Origin of the sequence: Lysinibacillus sp. CD3-6 (assembly GCF_006351725.2) — a bacterium.
GTDB lineage: Bacteria > Bacillota > Bacilli > Bacillales_A > Planococcaceae > Lysinibacillus.
Map to the genome: position 1 here is coordinate 3,106,861 of NZ_CP085880.1, position 19,745 is coordinate 3,126,605.

Sequence of the window (19,745 nt, forward strand, 5' to 3'; positions counted from 1 at the left end):
TCGACATCTTAAAGGGCATAAGTCTATATACGTAGCAAGCATTCATACTTGCCGATTGTACATTTGACAAATGTCTAGACATAAAAAAAGACAGACGAACCCCTTTTCGGGATTCTCTGTCCTTGCACCTGAAAGTTACACCAAACTAACTCGCATAACGAAAATGCCAGGTAGTAGGCTTTCCCCTTTGGTGGCTGTTGTATTACAGCTCTCTCCAGAGTTGCGTCTTGTACGAGTCCTTTTACCTGAGAGATTCATAGCCCTTTGCTACTTGCTCCTTCGGTGGCGTCTACACGCGCTCTCCCCGTACAATCATCCGCCCAAGATTGCTCTTGGTACTATTTAGTATTCAATGTACAAAAAGTTACCTTATTAGTCTATATCCTAACATTGATTGTATTGAAAAGGCAAACATTTTTTAAATTAACTTAAAAGACGAATATTATCACCTTTTACTTTTACCATCGTTCGCTTTTCAATCTTTTCACTTGAAATACTAAATACTCGAGAATGTGTCGAATTGTTCTACCTTCTGTAAGAACTTGAATATGTCCTGCTTCACGATAGAATTTCCTTCTGTAATGATACAGCTCTTCTAGCTGTTCCTTTGTTGAGCTTTGTACAATTGGTCGATTTGGATCATGCTGTATTCGTTTATAAATATCTTCGAATGTCGCATCTAAAAAGAATACAAGTCCACTGCGTTTCATAATTTTCCGATTTTCCCCATTTACAGCTACACCGCCACCTGTAGAGATAATACATGCCTCGTCGCGGAAATTTTTCAAAAATTCCGTTTCTATTTCACGGAAACGAGCCTCTCCATATTTCTCAAAAATCTGTGGAATCGTCATTCCCTGCTGTCTGACAATTTCATGATCCATATCATAGTACGGTAACTTTAATAAATAGCTTAACCTTCTTCCTAACGCACTTTTCCCGCAGCCCATAAAGCCAACTAAATATATTTTTCGCATTCGAATCACCTTCTTACTACGATTCTACACTGTCTGACAAAATTTGTCCTAATAAATTTATCGTAGCTCGAACATTCATCTTTTCTAGTCCATTATATGTTCGAAACTGAATCTCATAAGACATGCAATACGCAAGAACAAAAGTAGTTACAAAAAATAATAATGCAATTGCGATTAAAAATATAGCCCCTCTATCATTTTTCAAAAATTGGTACATAATAGGTCCGCTCCTTTTTTAACCCGCTTGGAAATTCGACAGCTATTGTGAGTTCATTATCATTAAGGTCGAACTGACATTTATTAATTCCAATAAGCATTGGTACATGGCCGCCATTCACCTGTTCTCGAATCATATTGCGATAGCAATCAAAATGATGAAGAGTATTTGACGCTTGCAAAGTGATTCTTCTTTGATCTCTCCTAATTGTTATTGACGAAGCATTTGCTAAATGCATATTCATGTCGAAAACAAACAACTCCCACTTTGATTGTTCATCTGTTAGCATCGTTGTTTTCATATTAGCAGCCCAAAGGATAACCAATAGGAATAAATGACAAACTAGCACAAATACGATTAATTGAAACAACGCTTCCAGTAATGTATAGCCTTTTTCATTCATCGAATTTCACCTGTTTGTTGAATACACTTTTGACGCAGCTCTCGCGTGTTTTGAAACGTTACACATATTCCCTGTCCATCAAACAACCAGTGGTAGCTCACCTCGTCAATTGTCCTTACCCCTTCGACTTGCTGTAAAAACTGATACTGCTTCAAGCCTTCATAGGCTGTTTCAGCTGCAGCGACTTCAAGCTTTTGATTGTATAAATTCGTTTTCATCGTATAGCTAATAGGAATTATAGTTGTGCAGAGTAACATGAAAATAAAGACAGATAAGATTGTTTCGACAAACGAATAGCCTTTTTCATTCATTCAACTCTTGCTCTCCCTCGACCTAAAGTTATGACAACCTTTTTAGTCCCCATCGGTGTTTTAAAATACACCGTTCCTGGTGTCATGACATTCCCTTTAAAATTAAATCGTATCGTTTGGGCAGTACTCCTATCAGACAATAATTCAACCCCCTTCGGAAATGGGCGAATATAAACATTCGTATAAAAGTCCTTTTTTATACTATAACGATTTGATGAACCTTCAAATTTCATAAATATATACTCTTTTTCGTGCATACTGTACGTTTGTATATATTGAAGATCTAATTGAATTTGGCTAAAAAATCGTTCAATTTCTTTTGCTTCTACTACTTGTAACGAAAATTTCGTCACAATAGCTGTTAACGTCATTACAACAAACAACACAAGTACTATCTCGACTAGTGTATAGCCGCGCTCATTTTTTTGATAGTTCATTGACCATCAGCCTCTGTTAAAGAGGGCTGTTTGGCTAATCGAACCTCCCCTTTATTGGTAATAATGATTTCTTCTTTATTTGGACAAGTCTTTCCCTGTTCTTTTAAATAACCCTTTGATAGCAAATCTTCTAAAGTGGGATATTCCATAAAATCTACTCGATATGCCTCTACTTGCCCTTGCACCATAGCTATATAGGCAGTGCAGCCCTTTTCATCAATTGTCGCAAAATGTTTAGATACATTCGGAATTGAAATTAGTATTAGGATTGAAATAATCAACAAGACGATTAACATTTCAATTAGTGTAAATCCAGCTTCTTGTTTAATAAGTTTCATTGTAGGTACTCCTCCTATACTAGTTCTATCATGTGGTATATCGGCAATAATAAACTTACATAGGCAGCAACTATACATAACGCAATAAAAACAAAAAACGAAGGTTGTACAAAAGCAAGCATTCTCTGTAAAAGAAGTTCTTGCTTTTCTAGCAATAATTCACTATACAGTGTTAACTCTTTTCCTAAATAACCACTTTGTTCACCATGTTCTACAAAAGTCGAAAAATCATTTTGCCATACTGTTATAAAAACGACAGCCTGTGTTAACGAATCACCATATGTAACTCTTTCCTTTATACGACTTGCCAAATATTGAACATATGGTTGAAATTGTTGCTCTTCTAAAATTTGCAGGCTAGCTTGTAGAGAGAAACCACTATGAAGCAGGCTTCCTAAATACGCAGAAAATTGTCTTGTTATCGTTAATCGAAAATAACGATTAACAAAAGGTATTTTCAATATGACATAAAGCCTACGCGCAATCGACTGTCTTAATAGCAAACGTTGAAAAACAATACTACTACATGTCATAACAATGCCAACTATTACAAGTCCATCAGGGACATGTAATAAAAGTTTTGAGAAAGCAATACTTGTTTCTTCTCCTATTCCATTGTTACGGCTTAAAACCATTTTTTCTATGTTAGGAAAGAAAATTGTTCGAAATACTAAAAACAATAGAAGCAAAAATACAGTGAGTGTGATTGGGTACAAAAGTAGCTTTATAAATTTTCTCTTTGTCTCTTGGCTCATTGCCATTTGATTTGCGAGAACTTTTAATGCTTCAATCATATGCCCATTATTTTCAGCAATAGCAATAGCTATTAAATAATGCTTCGGTAGTTGTAATATTTCGAATACACCTATAACTCCTTTTCCTTGCCTAAGTGCTTCATCTACAAACAGTTGTACCTCCTCATGCTTTTCTACGTGATGTGGCAATAGCATGGAAACTGCTTGTGGAAACAAATAGCCTTCCTGTATTAATACACTTAAACGACTAATAAACTGAGCTTGTTCCTTTAGTCTCCATATTGTGGCTCTTTTATAATTCAATGTAAGCCTGTTAATAAATGTGCTGAGCTTTTGCATAGCTTTGCCTCATAATTTCTTCTTTTTGACCAGCAAGTGTTAGAAGATAGGGCAATTCATATACGAAATTTTGCTTAAGGGCATCTATGGCCTTAGCAAGATAGTCATCACTTAATATTTCAAACAATGCTTTTCGCCCCTCTTGCTGTTGTTGTATTTGTATAAGAATTTGAGCGACAATTCCTATTACGGTTTGACGAAGTTCTTCTTGAGAAACGCCCAAATCAATGAGCCGATAGAGACAACTTACAGAATCTTTAGCATGGATTGTAGAAAGTACCAAATGACCAGTTAACGCCGCTTCGATTGCAATCTTTGCTGTTTCTTGATCGCGAATTTCTCCAATCATAATTACATCTGGGGAGTGACGTAAAATCGCTTTTAAGCCTGTGGAATAGGTAATACCTGCTCGTTCATTTACTTGGATTTGGAGAAGATTAACTTGATTGTTCTCAACTGGATCCTCTAATGAGATTACATGGCGATGAAGGACAGATGTACAATGGTGAATTAAAGAGTACAGGGACGTAGTTTTTCCAGAACCCGTTGCACCGCAAAATAATAAAATTCCCTGTTGATTTTCAACAAGTTTTGTTAATTTTTGTGCTGCGCATTCGGAATAACTTAACGAAGTAAGTGGAAATGCATGATTTTGAAGTAGAAGCCGAATAATAAGGCTTTCTTTTAAATACGCGGAAGGAAGTGTAGAAACTCGAAAAGCAAAATGGTTTTGCTCAACTATTTTTTGAAATGAGCCGCTTTGAGGTTTACGGCGCTCACTAATATCTAATGCCGCTAAATATTTATAATAGGACACGATTCGCTCAGCAAGTTCGCTGGGGAGCTCACCTGCCTGTATCAACTTATCATATTTACGAAAATAGATGATATATCGACTTTCTTCCGGTATGAGTAATAAATCGGAAGCACCAAAATGATAGGCTTTTACTAAAAGATGCTCACTTTTTTGTTCTACAACAGATTCAAAAGTTTGCATATCGACACCCTCTTTCTAGTTCATTCGAATATGACCGCTCTATTCGTTATTTCCTAGTATAAAGGTGTCTGTGTTACGAGAAAAGCCCTTTTCCTAAAAAAAAATCTTGAAAGCCATTTCACTATGAAATCTAGATTTTTCAAAAAAAGTTGTGGATAACATACATTTTTTCACAAAATATGAACAAAACATGCGAAAAAGATAATAATTATGCCTAAAGAAACTGTAACTTTTCCAATAATACAATATAATAGAATCAACATGATTTTTTTCCTAGCTTTTGACCAACTACAATTTTCCAAAAAATTAAATAGAGGTGATGTAAATGATCCATCCATTAAAAATTACTAGTACATTAGCCGATGAAACAAGATATTCCATTTACGAGTATATTTTGAAGGAGAAAAAAACTGTAACAGTACAAAATATTGCTGATAAATTTAGCATACATCCTAACGTTGCTCGCCTTCACTTAACAAAGCTATCAGAAATCAATATTATTTCTGCAGATTTCGCAAAAACTGGTAAAGGCGGAAGACCTGGTCGTGTTTATAAGGCGTCTGAAAAAGGTGTTTCACTAACTTTCCCAAGACGTGACGAAGATCGTTTATTAAAATGGACAATTCAACTAGTGGAAGAATTAGGTCCAACCGCACTAACAAAATGTCAGGAAATTAGTTATCAAGATGGTTATCAGCAAATGAAAAATTATGTTAACGCTGAATTAAAATTAAATAATATGCTATCCTTTGAACAAAAGCTTCAGCTATTAACAGATAATGCCGCATTAATTGGCTATGTTCCACAAATACAGCAGTCGGAAAATGGAAAAAAAGTTATCTTTTCTATTTTTAACTGCCCGTTCCAAGAGCAGCTTAATACCCATTCTGAGATTGTTTGTACTTTACATGAGTCTTATTTGAAAGGGCAATTAAACGCATTATTTTCTAATAATGAATTTGTTCAAATCGAAAGTATGGTACATAATTGCGATTTATGCAAATATGAAATTAACGTGACAGAAATCGATAGCTAAATTAAAAATCCATTTGTTTGTCACAAAGAAGCAGAAGTTCCAGTTTACAGACACCTTTCATATCATTTATAATGAGTAAGAGATTATTGTGTCGTGGGCAAAAGGAGGGGAAATCTTCATGGATAATATGTATAAAGTTATGGCATTCTGGACAGGTATTTTTGCAGTTATGTTCTACCTTGGTGGTATGAACGAGGTATCGCTATTATTCGTAGGTAATACAGGTTTATTCTTATTATTAGGCTTCTTAAACCTTTCAGAGCGTATGTACATGTACATTTTCGGAGCATATTTAACTGTATTCTTCGCTGGCTTCACGTACTATACAACATTCATACACGTACCTGGCGGCGGTCATTAATACAAAAAATCGCGTGTCTCAACATTTTGAGACACGCTTTTTTTATTTTGTATGCATACTTATTTCACTTTAACACTATTGTAAAACACGCATCCTATCTATGTCGATAACAATTAAAATCCGTTTAAAAATGGATTTGTTTCCATTTCTGTACCAACTGTTGTGTAATTTCCATGACCTGGGTAAACAATTGTATCCTCGGGTAATGATAATAATTTATCATGAATGGATGCAAGTAATAGTTTAGTCGATCCACCAAGTAAATCTGTACGTCCTACTCCTTGCTCAAATAATGTATCTCCAACAATGGCAAATCCATCCTGTTCGAAAATATATGAAATACTACCAGGTGAATGTCCAGGTGTAAATACTGCCTTAAAAACGAAATTACTTATTTCAAATTGCTGTTCTTGTTTAATAATATGTTCCTCAGCAGGAGCTGCTACTGTATAATCTGGTAATGCCGCATATTTACTAGAGCCATTTTTCGTCGGGTCACCTAGCCAGCTTACCTCTTTTTCGTGAATCCATAGCGGAATATTAAAAGTCTCCCTTACTTCATCCACCGCACCAATATGATCAAAATGGGCATGCGTTAGAAAAATGCCTATTGGCTTCAGTCCATTACTGCGAATTGCTTTAATAATTTTTGCAGCTTCTTCTCCTGGATCAAAAATTAAACATTCTTTCTCTTTATTCGATACGATATAACAATTCGTTTGGACTGGTCCAAGGGAATAGCTTCGTACGTTCATCATACTTATCACCTCAACTTCATATTATACATTCTTTGCCACAATTTGACGATAAAAGTTCATACTTTGCTCTATAATAGTCCTCGACAAAAACAGGTAGAACGTTTACAATTAAGGAGGAATATTGTTTACGACATTCATTTTCTGATGTCGAAAGGAGTGTCTTTTTTAATGAACTTATTAATGGTTATTTTTGGTCTAGTAGCGATTTTTGCTGTCGTTGGTACATTCCAAGCAATTAAAGAAAAGAACTTACTAAGTATTGTTTTCAACTTAGCGAGTGCTGGAGTATTCGGCTGGTTCGTCATTATGACAATCATTCATAGCGGATATCCACCAACGTTACACTAAAATTTAGACAGAAAAAGAGCAGTCTCTATGTGAGACTGCTCTTTTTCTATGTCGTAAATTACCTACAAATAAATGTTTAAAATTAGGAGGTAACTTTTAAAAAATTACGTTATGATATAAGTAAGTATTTTGAAGAAATGGAACAATAATTTATGAATTATTGATTCCTAACAAATACATAAAGGAGATTGTCATGAAACGGAAAAACATTTTTATCGTTATTTCATTATTAGTAGTCTTATCTCTAATAGGCATTACAGTGAAGAACCAGTTATTTAAAGAGGAATCACCAAAATTGATTGTAGATCAACAAAGCGGTTCTAAGTCGATTAACTTTAATACGTCATTAACTCGTTTAGATGAATCAACGACGACACTCCATGATTATAAAGGTAAAATTCTTGTTATCAATTTTTGGGCATCTTGGTGTGGACCTTGTCAGGAAGAAGCGCCAGACCTCAATACTTTTTATGAGCAGAAGCCTGCTAATGTTGAGTTATTAGCGATTAATGCGACTTCTAATGATAGTCGTGAAAATGCTATTAAATTTCAGCAATTATATGATTTGAAGTTCCCTATTTTTTTAGATAACGATCGATCACTTGGTAAATCTTTTGAAGTTTTTGCCTACCCTACAACCTTTATTATTGATACGGAAGGTGTTTTAAAGCATACAATTAAAGGGCAACTGACACATGAACACTTACAACAATTAATATCGAATCTTTAAGTAAGTAAATATCCTGTACGCCCTTACACATTGTGAAAATCATCTAGCAAAGCAGTATTAGGTGCATTTTACAATTTTATTGAGTTGTTTTCCTCCCATTGTGTTACCTTTCTAAATCGTAAAATTCCACTTCGCTTTCCGCGGGTATAAATGTAAGCCACAACCCTCGCTGTCGCGCGGCTTGTTGTATCTTACAATTTGTGCGTTCCCGCAGGAGGCTACTCGATTGGTAAATTTTCAGAATTGTTTGGGTGACTGGCACATAAAAATGGTGTACTAGAAATAATCTAGTACACCATTTATTGTTTTACTTCACTGCATTTTGTTTTAAATTACCTGTTTTTTCATCATAGAATCGGAGCAAGTCCCCATTGATGATAGCATCAGAGTTTTCCAATTCGGTTGTTGCACGATCTGCATATGGTTGGCAAGGCGCTACATCAATTTGTTCACCTGTTGCTTTGTCATAGCATGCTTCACCAGCATAAACATATTTATCTGTAATGAAACGTCCGTCACGGAAAATAACGAAATCTTCATGCTCTGGTGAGAATAAATCTGCACCAAGCTGCATATCTTTTGATGTTTCAATACCCAGTAAATGTAAAATTGTTGGTCGTAAATCTATTTGACCAGAAACCTCTTCCATTTCTTTTCCTTCCCCATCTCCAGGGATGTGGATGAATAAAGGTACTTCTTGTAACAATGCATTATCATATGGTGTTATGCCATCTTTACCTAAATATTGTGCCATTGCTTTATTATGATTTTCAGAAATACCGTAATGGTCACCGTACATAACGATAATTGAATTATCGTAAACACCTTGATCTTTTAAATCTTGGAAGAAGTCTTTTAAAGCTTCATCCATATAACGAACTGTTTGGAAGTAACGATTTAATGTGCCTGAGTTTGATGTGTATTCAGGAATCATTACGTCTTCTGGGTCCAAAGTGAATGGATAGTGGTTCGTTAATGTAATTAAACGAGAGTAGAATGGTTGTGGCATGTCTTTCATCAACGCCGCAGATTGCTCCATGAATGGAATGTCCTTCATTCCCCAGTTGACAGCTTGCCCTTCTTCTACTGTATATGAATCTACATCATAGAATTTATTAATTTTTAAAGATTGATACATCATGTCACGATTCCAGAACGATTTATTGTTCGGGTGCATAACGTTTGTAAAGTATCCATTTTCCCCAAGGCGCTCTGCCATGGAATTGTACGTATTACCACCATGTGTAAAGAATACTGCACCACGACCAAGACCGAATAATGAGTTTTCTAAAATAAACTCTGAGTCAGATGTTTTTCCTAAACCTGTTTGATGGTAGAAATTATTGAAATAATACGTATCTGAATCTTTTGTTAAAGAATTTAAGAACGGCGTGATTTCGTGTCCGTCCATGTCATTATTAATTACAAAGTTTTGTAATGATTCAAGTGAAACAACAATTAAGTTACGATCTTTGTATTTGCCAAACTTATTTTCGTCGCTTGCCGCTTGGTTAGAACGAATGTAGTTGTTCACTTCTACTAATTCACTGCCATCCGCTAATGCGCGTTGTGCAGATGATTTAGACTGAATATAAATATCATATAAATGATAGTTGTACGTACCAATATTTTTTACAAGAAGTTCACGGTCAAAGCTTCGTGTTAACAATTGAGGACGCTCAGTTTCTGCTAAACCTAAGTTTAAAAATGTCATTGCAATTGCTAAAACGAAAAATGCACGTCGGAATTCAACGTTTACTTTTACTGCTTCTTTCATTCTTGGTAAATATTTATTTGCAATAATTAATATAAATACATCCGCAAAATATAAAAGATCCCAAGGGTTGATAATAGCTGCAGCTGAAGTTCCTAAATCACTAAAGTTACTTGTTTGGAATAATACTGGCAATGTAATAAAGTCATTGTAGAATCGATAGAACGCAACATTTCCATATAAAACAATTGATAATAAGACACTAATAGTAATTATATAACGATTCCGTATTTTAGGTGTTTTAAAGAATAATGATAATCCATAAATAAACAGTACAAAACTTAATGGATTGATAAACAATATGAATTGTTGCATCGCATTTTCTAACTTCAACTCAAAGCTTGTGTGGTAAACAATGACCGTTTTTATCCAAGTTGCTACGATTGCTAGTATCATAAATGAATGTTTAGGCCACTTTGTTAATTTCATTCCTAACATCCTCCCTATTCCTTACAAAAAAATAATAAAATTTATCAAACTGTTACAATTTATTACTGAAACAAAATATATCTTAATCCTTTTTTTACAGATAATCAACAGATATATTTTTTTGGAAGTCATCACGACTACCCAATTATACACTCAACATTAATATATACGTTCTGGATTGTAAAAAGTTTCGCAAAAATCATAAAAACAGTGGAAAACCACTGTTTTGGATAATTTTACATACATATTACAATATTTTTACGATACCCAAATTATACTCAATTAAAACATTATTGTTTATTTTGTTCAACCCGAAGTCTTGTCACTTCTTGTCGAATTAACAATAAAGCCATTTGGTAATCTTTAATGTCCAGGACATTCGCCTTATACAGCTCACGAATTTCATCCTCCATTAACATCAAATCGCCAATTGGATCCCGTGTATAAATATAAGTACCATATGTTTTTAATAACTCATAAATATCTAACATTTTATCCATTTACTTCGCTCCTCGTTGCGCTCCACAATCAATACGTTTTGTCGGTGTGAAAATAAAATCCACTGGGCAATCATGATTCTCTATAGGCACTTGTTCATAAAGTTGCTCATCAAAAAGTAGAGACATCAATTTACCTTTTTTATAGTTTAATACATAGCGATCGTAATAACCACCACCGTAACCAATTCGGTAACCTTTTATATCAAAAACAACACCTGGAACGAGTATGATATCCATTTCATTTGCGTCAACGAACTCACACTCTGTTGGAATTGGTTCACGCAAATGCATATAAACAGTTTCGAGCTGTGCAAACGATTCTATGGCATAAAATGACATTTCTCTCGTTTTTGCGTTACATTTAGGAACAGCCACCTTTTTACCTAATTGCCAAAGTGCTTCAATTAAATGGATTGTGTCTACTTCTGGCTTATTGGAAATAGTGATACCAATCGTATTTGCTTCTATTATATATGGTTCCTGTAGCACTTTTTTTGCTACAGCAAATGACTGATCACGATACGTTGTTGCACTCATATTCGCAAGCGCTTCACGTACTTCGTTTCGTAACGTTGTTTTATCCACGATAAGTTACCTCCTATAAAAATGTAGAAAGCCAAAACCACATGTGGTTTTGGCCTAATGAGCGATTACTTCGTTTCACGGTGAAGAGTGTATTTCTTCTCGCGAGAGCAATATTTTTTAAGTTCAAGACGCTCTGGATTGTTACGCTTGTTCTTTTTAGAAATGTAGTTACGTTCGCCGCAATCTGTGCAAGCTAAAGTAATGTTTACGCGCATCATTAACCCTCCCACTCTATATCAAGAATTAAAATTTTTAAATTTGAGCATGATTTATACGACTAACCTATTATAACATAAACTGAAAAAAAATCTACCTTCATTTCATAATAAGTTTGCATGTGGTAAAATACCTTATAATTACATAATTTAATGGGGTGAAACTATTGGATTTATCCATCATACTTATGATTATCGGTATCGTTTTAATCGTTCTATCGTTCTTTTTCAAAAATAGTGCGAAAAAAGTCGAACAAGATGTCGAAGAATTATCTATCTCAATTTTTCAAGAAACCAATAATTTAAAGCGTCGACTAAAAATTGTAGAAGAAGAGCTATTACTAGAACCAGAATTTCAGATTAAGTCACCAGCGACTAAAAATCCAACGCTACATAATCCAAAGGTTCAACAAGTAATGCAGGCTGTTCAACAAGCAGCTCAAGTAAAAAAATCCGAGTCAATACCTAACAATCCTAAACCAATTCACGATATTATTATCAGTCAAGTGCTTGAATTGAACAAACAAGGCCTTTCAATTGCTGATATTAGTATTCGCTCCAATTTAACAGAAGAGCAAGTACAGCAAGTGATTGCAAACGGAGGTCGGTGATTATGAAATCCTCTATCCGTGCATTTGGGATCGCCCTTTTCTTAGTCGGCGCATTACTATCGGTTGCCGACCGCTTTGATTTTAATATTGGTCTGCCTACAGTTGCCTCTAAAAATGATAAGGAAGTGGAGGAGCTACAACAACAGCTTGAACAGGCAACAAAAGAAATAGCTTCATTAAAAGCACAATCCACTAAAGAAACGGTAACTGAAAGTACTAAGGAAGCAAATACAACTGACGGACATGCCGAGAGTGAGCCTGCTGAAAGTAGTACACCTGCTTCTGATGATACAGTAACAATGACGCTTCAAATATATAGTGGAATAACGCCTTATATAGTAGCTCAAAAGCTAGAGGATGGCGGCATTATTCCAAATAGTGTTGAAATGGAACTCCTTCTTGCCAATTCCAAATATGCTCGAAGCTTACAAATTGGCTCCTATGAGGTTAATTCTTCTATGACATTAGAAGACATCGCTAAATTAATTACAGGTAAAAAGCAATAAATAGACTGGCAAAATGCAGAATTGTTTTAGTGACTGACACTCGTAATCCACTTCGCCTCCTGCGGAAAATTGTAAACCGCAGGAGGCGAAGTGGATTTTTCACTTTAAATTATCAGAATTGTTTTAGTGACAGGCACTATAAAGATTTAGAAAGGCTTGCACGATATTGTTACCTGCTTTAGTGCCTATAGACTCGGGATGGAATTGCAATCCGACTAGTGGGTGATGCTTATGTTGAATCGCCATTATTTCCCCGTCATCTTTAGAAGTTGCAGTAATAATGAAATCCTCGTGTAATGTAGTTGGTTCTATAATTAGTGAATGGTAGCGCATCACTTCCACTTCACCTTCTAATTGTGCGAATACGCCTGTTTGTTCGTAGCTTAATGCTGATAGTTTACCGTGCATAATATTTTTCGCTTGTTCGACGGAGCCCCCAAATGCTTGCCCTATCGACTGATGCCCTAAGCAAATCCCTAAAATAGGGTACTTTTTATATAGTTCCTGAACAATTTGCACTGTCATTCCTGCTTCATTCGGTGTCCCTGGGCCTGGGGATAAAATAATCGCTTCTGGATTCATATCTTTTATTTCTTCAATTGTTATGTCATCATTGCGTACTACTCTTACTTCCTTACCTAACATACTAATTTGCTGAAATAAATTATATGTGAACGAATCGTAATTATCGATTAATAAAATCATTTTTTTACCTCCAGTAGCGCACGAGCTTTATTAAGTGTTTCTTCATATTCTGATAATGGGACTGAATCATAAACGACCCCTGCACCTGCCTGCACATGCGCATGCCCATCCTTTATAACCATTGTACGAATCGCTAGCGCTAAGTCCATATCTCCCGTAGCTGAAATATAGCCGACTGCACCAGCGTACACACCTCGCTTTACTGGTTCCATCTCATTAATTAGCTGCATCGCTCGAATTTTTGGTGCTCCAGATACTGTCCCCGCTGGCAAACATGCACTGAGGACGTCTAATACATGTACCTCATCACGAAGCTCCCCTACTACCTCTGAAACGATATGCATAACATGCTTATAACGTTCAATGTTCATATATTTAGAAACCTTTACTGTGCCAACCTTGGAAATTCGCCCAATATCATTCCGCCCTAAATCAACTAACATTCGATGCTCAGCAATTTCTTTCTCATCCGTTAATAAGCTTTTGGCAATTGCCTCATCCTGCTGTTGCGTTGTACCACGGGGCTTTGTTCCTGCAATTGGATTAGTAGTGACTTTCCGATTTTTAACCTTTACAAGACTCTCTGGTGACGTACCTAAAATAGTGTAAGCCTCAAAATCCATATAAAACATATATGGCGATGGATTGGATGTTCTTAACTGACGATACAAAGCAAATGGGTTGCCTGCAAACGGGGAAGAAAAACGTTGCGATAAGACAATTTGAAAAATATCGCCCCTTACAATATGCTGTTTCGCGCGCTCCACAATTGCAATAAACACTTCCTTCGGTATCATCGGCTGGAAATCTAATGGATCTACCTCCATGAAACCGAACGTAGTACCTGCGCATAGTTGATTTTCCATTTCAGCAAGTTCAGCTTCCATCGTGACAAGTGAACGTCCTTCATTAAATAAATCAATCGCTGCTAATGTAATCTCTTGTTTTAAATGATCGAAAACAATAAATGTATCATAGAAAAAAACATGGACGTCTGGCATATCTAAATTATCATGTAAATACGTTCCAATTTTCTCTGCATAAAAGGCAGTCTCATAACCAAAATAACCTATTGCGCCCCCGAAAAAGGCAAATGGATAGTCCGCTTGATGGAATGGCATAACTTCTTTTAATTTTTTCAACACATTATCGCTAGACTGATCAATCTCCCCACCCTTTGAATATTGATACCCATTTTGATCCCCAATTAATTCAGCTATTGGGTTAACAGCAATAAAGGAATAACGGCCACTTTCCTCATGCTTCGCTGAAGATTCAAATAACATTTTATACTTTCCTGTAAGGGCTTGATAAACTGATATGGGCGTCATCATGTCCCCTTGTAATACTTTCATGGCAAATCTGCTAAGCTCAACTGTCATACTCAATCTCTCCTTCGCTCTACTCTACTCTGCTCTGCTACACCAAAAATCCATATAAAAAGGCCTTTCCATCACAAAAGGACGGAAAAGCCGTGGTGCCACCTTCATTGGCCTTACTACTAAGACCCTCTCAATGCCTTGTAACGTAGGCAAACGCTAATCCATACTACTCTTTTCTGAATTAGAGCTCCGAAGTCCATTCACTATTTCTTTGTACTAGCTTCCACCAACCGCTAGCTCTCTAGAACAAATCATAATAGTTACTACTCTTCATCTAAGCTGATTACTAGTTTACATTGTAATGTAAAGTATCAAACAATTCAAATTATATTTTACCATATCATCAACAATTATCGTCGGTTTCCTCAGCAAGAACAATGTCATACTCACTTACAACCTGACGGATAGCAAATAAAACATCCTGTCGGACACTTAGCATAACTGCCGTATCATTTGTTGCAACAAAGAAGCGAACAAGAACACGATATGATGTTTGGTGAAACTCATCAATATAAACATGAATCATTTCTTTTTCAGTATTTGCATGCAAATAAATTTGCTGATGAATTGTACTTAATGCACTGCGCAATTGTTCCTCTTCATTTTCTGCCGCAACATATAAAAACAGTTCACATTTTCGTTTTTCTCGTTTCGATAAATTATAAATTGGACGATTCACTAAATAAGAGTTTGGAACATATACAAGCCCTTTATCGCCTGTTTGAATAAGCGTACTGCGAAGGTTTATATCTTCAATTGTGCCTTCTATTTTTTGATCCTCTGTCGCAATCCAGTCGCCAATTTGGAAAGGATTGTCGAGTGCCACTGACATCCCACCAAAGACATGTGCCAACGTATCACGTATACCAAAAGCAATTGCTACTCCTGTTAGGCCAATCCCTGTTAAGAAGCCATTAATATTAAAGTCCCAAAATGAAGCAATAGTAAACATGGCCAATATCATGACGAGCACTTTACCGATACGAAGGAAAAAAGGCAGAAGAACATTTTGCTCTTCATCGTTATTTAACTGCAGTGGTTGCTTCGTATAATAATGAAGGACATCGTATACGCCTTTAAATGCAAAAAACACCATGATTGATAATACGAAATTTTTTGTTGCAAAATGTGTAAATAAAAATATTTTGAGTAAATTTGATAAACTAAGTACAACTACTGCAGACATAAACGCATAGCGGATTGCGTTATTAAATTGTGAAAGCACAGTCGCTTGAAAATTACGTTGTCTCTTTTTTAAAAACGATACACTACTCGTAATTATCTTCTTCAGTACAAAATGCTGGAATAACCAACCAAACACACAAAACGCAACTGCAATTGTAATGTCCATCCATGTTGGCGCAGTCAAGTTCGGTAATAACCATTTCATTGAATCCATGTAATTCTCCTTTTACTTACCTATGTACATTTTTATAAATTTTTTACTGTTAATAAACTATGTGGTCGTTCAGTAAAAATAAGCCGACCAAAATCTTTCTGGTCAGCTGTACATTTTATTGTATCGCATCGTCTGCAAAAATAGCCTTGTTCGCAAACCAAAAATGATGCTCATTAAAACGTTGTTCATTCATTGCAATAACCGAAAATTCAGCATGATAACGTTGCTTCATTTCCTCGATAATCGTCTTTGCACGCTTCCCTAATAAATATTGCCCATCAACAGGATTACCTTCCGTAAAAATAAGGACATCTGTTTCTGCACATTGTTGATTTTCTTGCAGCAAACCTTTCACAAACTGTAGAACAGGCAAAATTGCCGCTTCCCCTTTTGCCTTATATTCAATAAAATCTTTAAAATCAGATAGATTTAAATGTCCATTTTCAAAGCGATAATGGACATGAATTTGACAATCGTAAGGCACGATATATAAATCGCGTTGTTCCTGATGTGCAGTCATAAATAAAGACAAAATCATACTTTTGCATAACTCTGAATATCTTGCCATCCCAGATGTTTGTTCAAGACAAATAATCATTGGGCCTTGTTCTTCTTTGTAATCAACAAATGGAACATATAAAACATTTCCACTTTTTGTTGTTTGCTGCTTTAGTTTTTGTCGTCTAGCTTCTTGCCACTTTTGTTCATAATACAACCGTTGTTCTTTCCCATTCGCTAGCTGCTCTGCCTGTTCAATTGTTGGAACGTTTTCACGAATCTCCTGCGTGACATCTGCTAGCTCAAGTGCAAATGCTGCCATATTTCGTAGTGTCTCACTCTTGTAAAAATAGTCAATAAAAAAATGTTGTTCCTTATCACTTAACTCTTCTAGATGTAAATTTTCATATAGAAAACTTAAGTATTTACGTTGTTCTATTGAAATTTCTAGACCAAATTTCTTAATAAGTGATTCTACACTGTCTTTCATGCAGCAGCACCTCCTACGCACCTATTTTTTTGGATAATGTCTATAGTATAACCAAATTATTTTTTTGACAATACAATAACACTCCAGTATTTGACGCATCCCTATAGTGCAATGTTGCAATTCCATTATTTAATGCAAAAAACCACCAAGAGTGACAGGCACTCAAACAAAAAAGACTATAGCAAATTCGAAGTCTTTCGAGTTTGCTATAATCTATAGGACCACAATATGCAGCCATCTTTTAATTATTCAATTCATAATGTTTACCTTTAATTAAGTAAAATAAATGTTCAGCAATATTGGTTGCATGATCTGCTGAGCGTTCAAGATAGCGACAAACAAACGTTAAATGTGTTATTTGTGAAATATGCGCTGGGTTTTCTGCTCCTGCACGAAGCAATAATGTAACGGTCGCTCCGTATAGATCATCTACGTAATCGTCCAACTCAGCAATTTCTTTTGCTCGAACTGTATCTTCATCCTTAAATGCTATAATAATACTCTCTAGCATTTCTACTGTTTTATTACACATTGTTTGTAAATTGGTTGTTGGAAAGACTAGTGGCTCCTTGCCAATACGTATTGTCTCTTTAGCGATATTTACCGCATAATCGCCCACTCTTTCCATATCGGATGCCGCTTTTACAAGCACCATAAGACGACGTAAATCTGTAGCAACAGGCTGTTGCTTGGCAATCATCAAAATAACTCGATCATTAATTTCTTCTTCTAGACGATTAATAATTAAATCATCTTCTAAAATTTTTAACGATTTCTCTAAATTTTGCTCTTGTAATGCTTCAAATGAAGTTTTTAACGCATTAATACTACTTGTTGCAATTTCTACAAATTGTTCTTGTATTTCTTTAAGCTCTTGCTCAAAGCGTTCACGTACTGCCATCTACCGTTCCCCCTATGCTTAGCCGAAGCGTCCTGAAATATAATCTTCTGTACGTTGATCAGCTGGTGTTTGGAAAATGACATCTGTTTTGTCATATTCAATGACTTCGCCGCTAAGGAAAAATGCTGTACGGTCTGAAATTCGAGCCGCTTGTTGCATGTTATGGGTAACGATAATGATTGAATAATCTTTTTTAAGCTCTTGAACAAGCTCTTCTACCTTTAATGTAGAAATCGGATCAAGTGCAGATGTCGGCTCATCCATTAAAATAACATCTGGCTCTATCGCTAAACAGCGCGCGATACAAATACGCTGTTGCTGTCCACCTGATAAACCGTAGGCATTTTGATTTAAACGATCTTTTACTTCATCCCAAATCGCTGCACCACGCAAAGACTTCTCAACAATTTCATCAAGTATCTTTTTGTTTTTTATACCATGGATACGAGGGCCATAAGCAATATTATCATAGATCGATTTTGGGAATGGGTTAGGCTTTTGGAAAACCATTCCTACGCGAGTACGCAATTCCTCTACCGTATAGCTTTTATCTAAAATATTTCGCTCACGATACAAAATTTCGCCAGAAGTACGGACAGATGGTACAAGCTCTACCATTCTATTCAACGTTTTTAAATAAGTTGACTTCCCGCAACCTGATGGGCCAATAATTGCTGTTACCTCATTTTCATAAATACTTAAATTGATATCTTTTAAACCATGATGATCTCCGTACCATAAATTTAAGTTATGCGTATCATAAACTACTTTTTTCGCAACTTCAGCGCTAGGCTTTACATTTATATTAATCGATTTAACAACTGTTTTTTCCTCTTTATAATCTAGTATCATACGGTCACCTCATTAATAACGTTTTTGGAATTTATTTCGAATAAAGATGGCAATGGAATTCATTAATAACAGCATAATCATCAGCACTAAAATTCCCGCTGCTGCTACATATTGAAATGCCTCTTGCGGACGTTTTGCCCAATCGTAAATTTGCATTGGTAATGCAGTAAACTGACTTAATAGATCATTAGGTAAAAACTGTAGAATTACAGGAATCCCAATTACTACTAATGGAGCTGTTTCACCAATCGCACGAGATAACGCTAAAATACTACCTGTTAAAATTCCTGGTATAGCTGCTGGCAATACGACACGTAAAATTGTTTGCCATTTTGTCGCACCCATACCGTAAGATGCTTCTCGTTGTTCATTCGGTACTGCACGAATTGCTTCCTGTGCTGCCACGATAATTACAGGTAAAATTAACAAACTCATTGTTAAACCTGCAGCTAAAATACTTTTTCCAAGTCCCATCATACGAACAAAAATTGTTAAGCCAAGTAAACCAAAAACAATGGAAGGTACACCTGCTAAGTTTGAGATATTCATACGAATAAAATCGTTTAGTTTATTTTTCTTTGCATATTCTTCTAAATAAATTGCTGTTCCTACACCTAGAATGATTGATACTGGAGCTACAACCGCCATCAACCAGAGCGAGCCAACTAATGCTGCTTTAATGCCCGCCTTATTCGCGAAACGAGAAGCAAAGTTTGTTAAAAAATCAAAGTTTAAATAGCCTATTCCTTGCGTCACTATACGGTAGAGCAAAATAGCTAGCATCACAAGAGCAAATGTAGTTGCCAAGAAAAATAAGAACTTCCACACTTTATTGAATGTAATACGCTTTGTCATACGTTTCTTGACGACTGTATCATCGATATAGCGCAT

At 35.7% G+C, this 19,745-nt stretch carries 26 protein-coding genes, 1 riboswitch and 1 other annotated feature; of the genes, 6 read left to right on the forward strand and 20 right to left on the reverse strand.

The window, feature by feature from the left end:
- Positions 1 to 223: 223 nt before the first annotated feature.
- A riboswitch (glycine riboswitch) is annotated at positions 224 to 316 on the reverse strand.
- Between the two features lie 142 nt (positions 317 to 458).
- From FH508_RS15455 to comGA, 8 genes are read right to left on the reverse strand one after another with little or no spacing between them, the layout of a single operon-like run.
- Positions 459 to 977: a shikimate kinase gene (locus FH508_RS15455; protein ID WP_172771989.1), complete on the reverse strand. Its 519-nt coding sequence runs from the start codon at positions 975 to 977 to the stop codon at positions 459 to 461.
- Between the two features lie 16 nt (positions 978 to 993).
- The gene (locus FH508_RS15460) at positions 994 to 1,194 is read right to left on the reverse strand and encodes a hypothetical protein (RefSeq protein ID WP_172771990.1); all 201 of its coding nucleotides are present in this window, start codon (positions 1,192 to 1,194) and stop codon (positions 994 to 996) included.
- A complete protein-coding gene (gene comGF / locus FH508_RS15465; RefSeq protein ID WP_172771991.1) occupies positions 1,172 to 1,597 on the reverse strand; it encodes a competence type IV pilus minor pilin ComGF in 426 nt (141 codons plus the stop codon). The genes FH508_RS15460 and comGF overlap by 23 nt, the downstream gene beginning before the upstream one ends.
- The gene (locus tag FH508_RS15470; protein ID WP_172771992.1) at positions 1,594 to 1,908 is read right to left on the reverse strand and encodes a hypothetical protein; all 315 of its coding nucleotides are present in this window, start codon (positions 1,906 to 1,908) and stop codon (positions 1,594 to 1,596) included. Before FH508_RS15470 ends, comGF begins: the two co-directional genes overlap by 4 nt.
- Positions 1,905 to 2,345 carry a competence type IV pilus minor pilin ComGD gene (gene comGD, locus FH508_RS15475; protein WP_172771993.1) on the reverse strand — a complete coding sequence of 147 codons (441 nt, stop codon included), beginning with the start codon at positions 2,343 to 2,345 and terminating at the stop codon, positions 1,905 to 1,907. Before comGD ends, FH508_RS15470 begins: the two co-directional genes overlap by 4 nt.
- A complete protein-coding gene (gene comGC, locus FH508_RS15480) occupies positions 2,342 to 2,683 on the reverse strand; it encodes a competence type IV pilus major pilin ComGC (protein WP_172771994.1) in 342 nt (113 codons plus the stop codon). The genes comGD and comGC overlap by 4 nt, the downstream gene beginning before the upstream one ends.
- A gap of 14 nt (positions 2,684 to 2,697) precedes the next feature.
- Positions 2,698 to 3,777, reverse strand: a complete 1,080-nt coding sequence (gene comGB, locus FH508_RS15485) for a competence type IV pilus assembly protein ComGB (protein WP_172771995.1) — start codon at positions 3,775 to 3,777, stop codon at positions 2,698 to 2,700.
- The gene (comGA, locus tag FH508_RS15490) at positions 3,752 to 4,774 is read right to left on the reverse strand and encodes a competence type IV pilus ATPase ComGA (RefSeq protein WP_172771996.1); all 1,023 of its coding nucleotides are present in this window, start codon (positions 4,772 to 4,774) and stop codon (positions 3,752 to 3,754) included. Before comGA ends, comGB begins: the two co-directional genes overlap by 26 nt.
- 325 nt (positions 4,775 to 5,099) lie before the next feature.
- On the opposite strand from comGA, the gene FH508_RS15495 reads away from it, so the two are divergent.
- Together FH508_RS15495 and FH508_RS15500 are read left to right on the forward strand one after the other, a co-directional pair.
- Positions 5,100 to 5,810, forward strand: a complete 711-nt coding sequence (locus tag FH508_RS15495) for a helix-turn-helix transcriptional regulator (protein WP_172771997.1) — start codon at positions 5,100 to 5,102, stop codon at positions 5,808 to 5,810.
- A gap of 118 nt (positions 5,811 to 5,928) precedes the next feature.
- On the forward strand, positions 5,929 to 6,171 hold the full coding sequence (locus FH508_RS15500) for a DUF2626 family protein (protein WP_024361272.1): 243 nt from the start codon (positions 5,929 to 5,931) through the stop codon (positions 6,169 to 6,171).
- A gap of 113 nt (positions 6,172 to 6,284) precedes the next feature.
- Here the strand turns inward: FH508_RS15500 and FH508_RS15505 are convergent, their stop codons facing one another.
- Positions 6,285 to 6,929 carry an MBL fold metallo-hydrolase gene (locus FH508_RS15505; protein ID WP_172771998.1) on the reverse strand — a complete coding sequence of 215 codons (645 nt, stop codon included), beginning with the start codon at positions 6,927 to 6,929 and terminating at the stop codon, positions 6,285 to 6,287.
- A gap of 168 nt (positions 6,930 to 7,097) precedes the next feature.
- Between FH508_RS15505 and FH508_RS15510 the strand changes: the two genes are divergently transcribed.
- A complete protein-coding gene (locus tag FH508_RS15510) occupies positions 7,098 to 7,277 on the forward strand; it encodes a DUF2759 domain-containing protein (RefSeq protein ID WP_172771999.1) in 180 nt (59 codons plus the stop codon).
- Between the two features lie 193 nt (positions 7,278 to 7,470).
- Positions 7,471 to 8,007 (forward strand): TlpA family protein disulfide reductase, encoded by a 537-nt coding sequence (locus FH508_RS15515; protein ID WP_172772000.1) that lies wholly within the window; start codon positions 7,471 to 7,473, stop codon positions 8,005 to 8,007.
- A 307-nt stretch (positions 8,008 to 8,314) separates the two neighbouring features.
- Here the strand turns inward: FH508_RS15515 and FH508_RS15520 are convergent, their stop codons facing one another.
- From FH508_RS15520 to rpmG, 4 genes are all read right to left on the reverse strand, one after another.
- Positions 8,315 to 10,210 carry an LTA synthase family protein gene (locus FH508_RS15520; RefSeq protein WP_172772001.1) on the reverse strand — a complete coding sequence of 632 codons (1,896 nt, stop codon included), beginning with the start codon at positions 10,208 to 10,210 and terminating at the stop codon, positions 8,315 to 8,317.
- A gap of 290 nt (positions 10,211 to 10,500) precedes the next feature.
- Complete coding sequence (locus tag FH508_RS15525; RefSeq protein ID WP_172772002.1) at positions 10,501 to 10,710, reverse strand: YqgQ family protein; 210 nt, start codon at positions 10,708 to 10,710, stop codon at positions 10,501 to 10,503.
- On the reverse strand, positions 10,711 to 11,295 hold the full coding sequence (locus tag FH508_RS15530) for a 5-formyltetrahydrofolate cyclo-ligase (protein ID WP_172772003.1): 585 nt from the start codon (positions 11,293 to 11,295) through the stop codon (positions 10,711 to 10,713). It lies immediately after the preceding gene.
- 65 nt (positions 11,296 to 11,360) lie between these two features.
- Positions 11,361 to 11,510 (reverse strand): 50S ribosomal protein L33, encoded by a 150-nt coding sequence (rpmG, locus tag FH508_RS15535; RefSeq protein ID WP_008408521.1) that lies wholly within the window; start codon positions 11,508 to 11,510, stop codon positions 11,361 to 11,363.
- Between the two features lie 158 nt (positions 11,511 to 11,668).
- Between rpmG and FH508_RS15540 the strand changes: the two genes are divergently transcribed.
- Together FH508_RS15540 and FH508_RS15545 are read left to right on the forward strand one after the other, a co-directional pair.
- Entirely contained in the window at positions 11,669 to 12,121 is a 453-nt protein-coding gene (locus FH508_RS15540; RefSeq protein ID WP_228134114.1) for a hypothetical protein, read from the forward strand.
- A 2-nt stretch (positions 12,122 to 12,123) separates the two neighbouring features.
- Positions 12,124 to 12,627, forward strand: a complete 504-nt coding sequence (locus FH508_RS15545; RefSeq protein ID WP_217270118.1) for a hypothetical protein — start codon at positions 12,124 to 12,126, stop codon at positions 12,625 to 12,627.
- 123 nt (positions 12,628 to 12,750) lie between these two features.
- Here the strand turns inward: FH508_RS15545 and FH508_RS15550 are convergent, their stop codons facing one another.
- The 7 genes from FH508_RS15550 to pstA all read right to left on the reverse strand — a co-directional run bounded on the left by FH508_RS15550 (position 12,751) and on the right by pstA (position 19,745).
- A complete protein-coding gene (locus FH508_RS15550; protein ID WP_172772005.1) occupies positions 12,751 to 13,332 on the reverse strand; it encodes an anthranilate synthase component II in 582 nt (193 codons plus the stop codon).
- Positions 13,329 to 14,714, reverse strand: coding sequence for an anthranilate synthase component I (trpE, locus tag FH508_RS15555; protein ID WP_172772006.1), 1,386 nt, complete (start codon positions 14,712 to 14,714; stop codon positions 13,329 to 13,331). The genes FH508_RS15550 and trpE overlap by 4 nt, the downstream gene beginning before the upstream one ends.
- A 74-nt stretch (positions 14,715 to 14,788) precedes the next feature.
- Positions 14,789 to 15,000, reverse strand: a binding site (T-box leader).
- A 57-nt stretch (positions 15,001 to 15,057) separates the two neighbouring features.
- The gene (locus FH508_RS15560; RefSeq protein ID WP_172772007.1) at positions 15,058 to 16,113 is read right to left on the reverse strand and encodes a mechanosensitive ion channel family protein; all 1,056 of its coding nucleotides are present in this window, start codon (positions 16,111 to 16,113) and stop codon (positions 15,058 to 15,060) included.
- A 115-nt stretch (positions 16,114 to 16,228) separates the two neighbouring features.
- Positions 16,229 to 17,101 carry a vWA domain-containing protein gene (locus FH508_RS15565; protein ID WP_172772008.1) on the reverse strand — a complete coding sequence of 291 codons (873 nt, stop codon included), beginning with the start codon at positions 17,099 to 17,101 and terminating at the stop codon, positions 16,229 to 16,231.
- Positions 17,102 to 17,342: 241 nt separating this feature from the next.
- On the reverse strand, positions 17,343 to 18,002 hold the full coding sequence (gene phoU, locus FH508_RS15570) for a phosphate signaling complex protein PhoU (RefSeq protein ID WP_172772009.1): 660 nt from the start codon (positions 18,000 to 18,002) through the stop codon (positions 17,343 to 17,345).
- An 18-nt stretch (positions 18,003 to 18,020) separates the two neighbouring features.
- Positions 18,021 to 18,854 carry a phosphate ABC transporter ATP-binding protein PstB gene (pstB, locus tag FH508_RS15575; RefSeq protein ID WP_172772010.1) on the reverse strand — a complete coding sequence of 278 codons (834 nt, stop codon included), beginning with the start codon at positions 18,852 to 18,854 and terminating at the stop codon, positions 18,021 to 18,023.
- Between the two features lie 12 nt (positions 18,855 to 18,866).
- Positions 18,867 to 19,745, reverse strand: coding sequence for a phosphate ABC transporter permease PstA (pstA, locus tag FH508_RS15580; protein WP_172772011.1), 879 nt, complete (start codon positions 19,743 to 19,745; stop codon positions 18,867 to 18,869).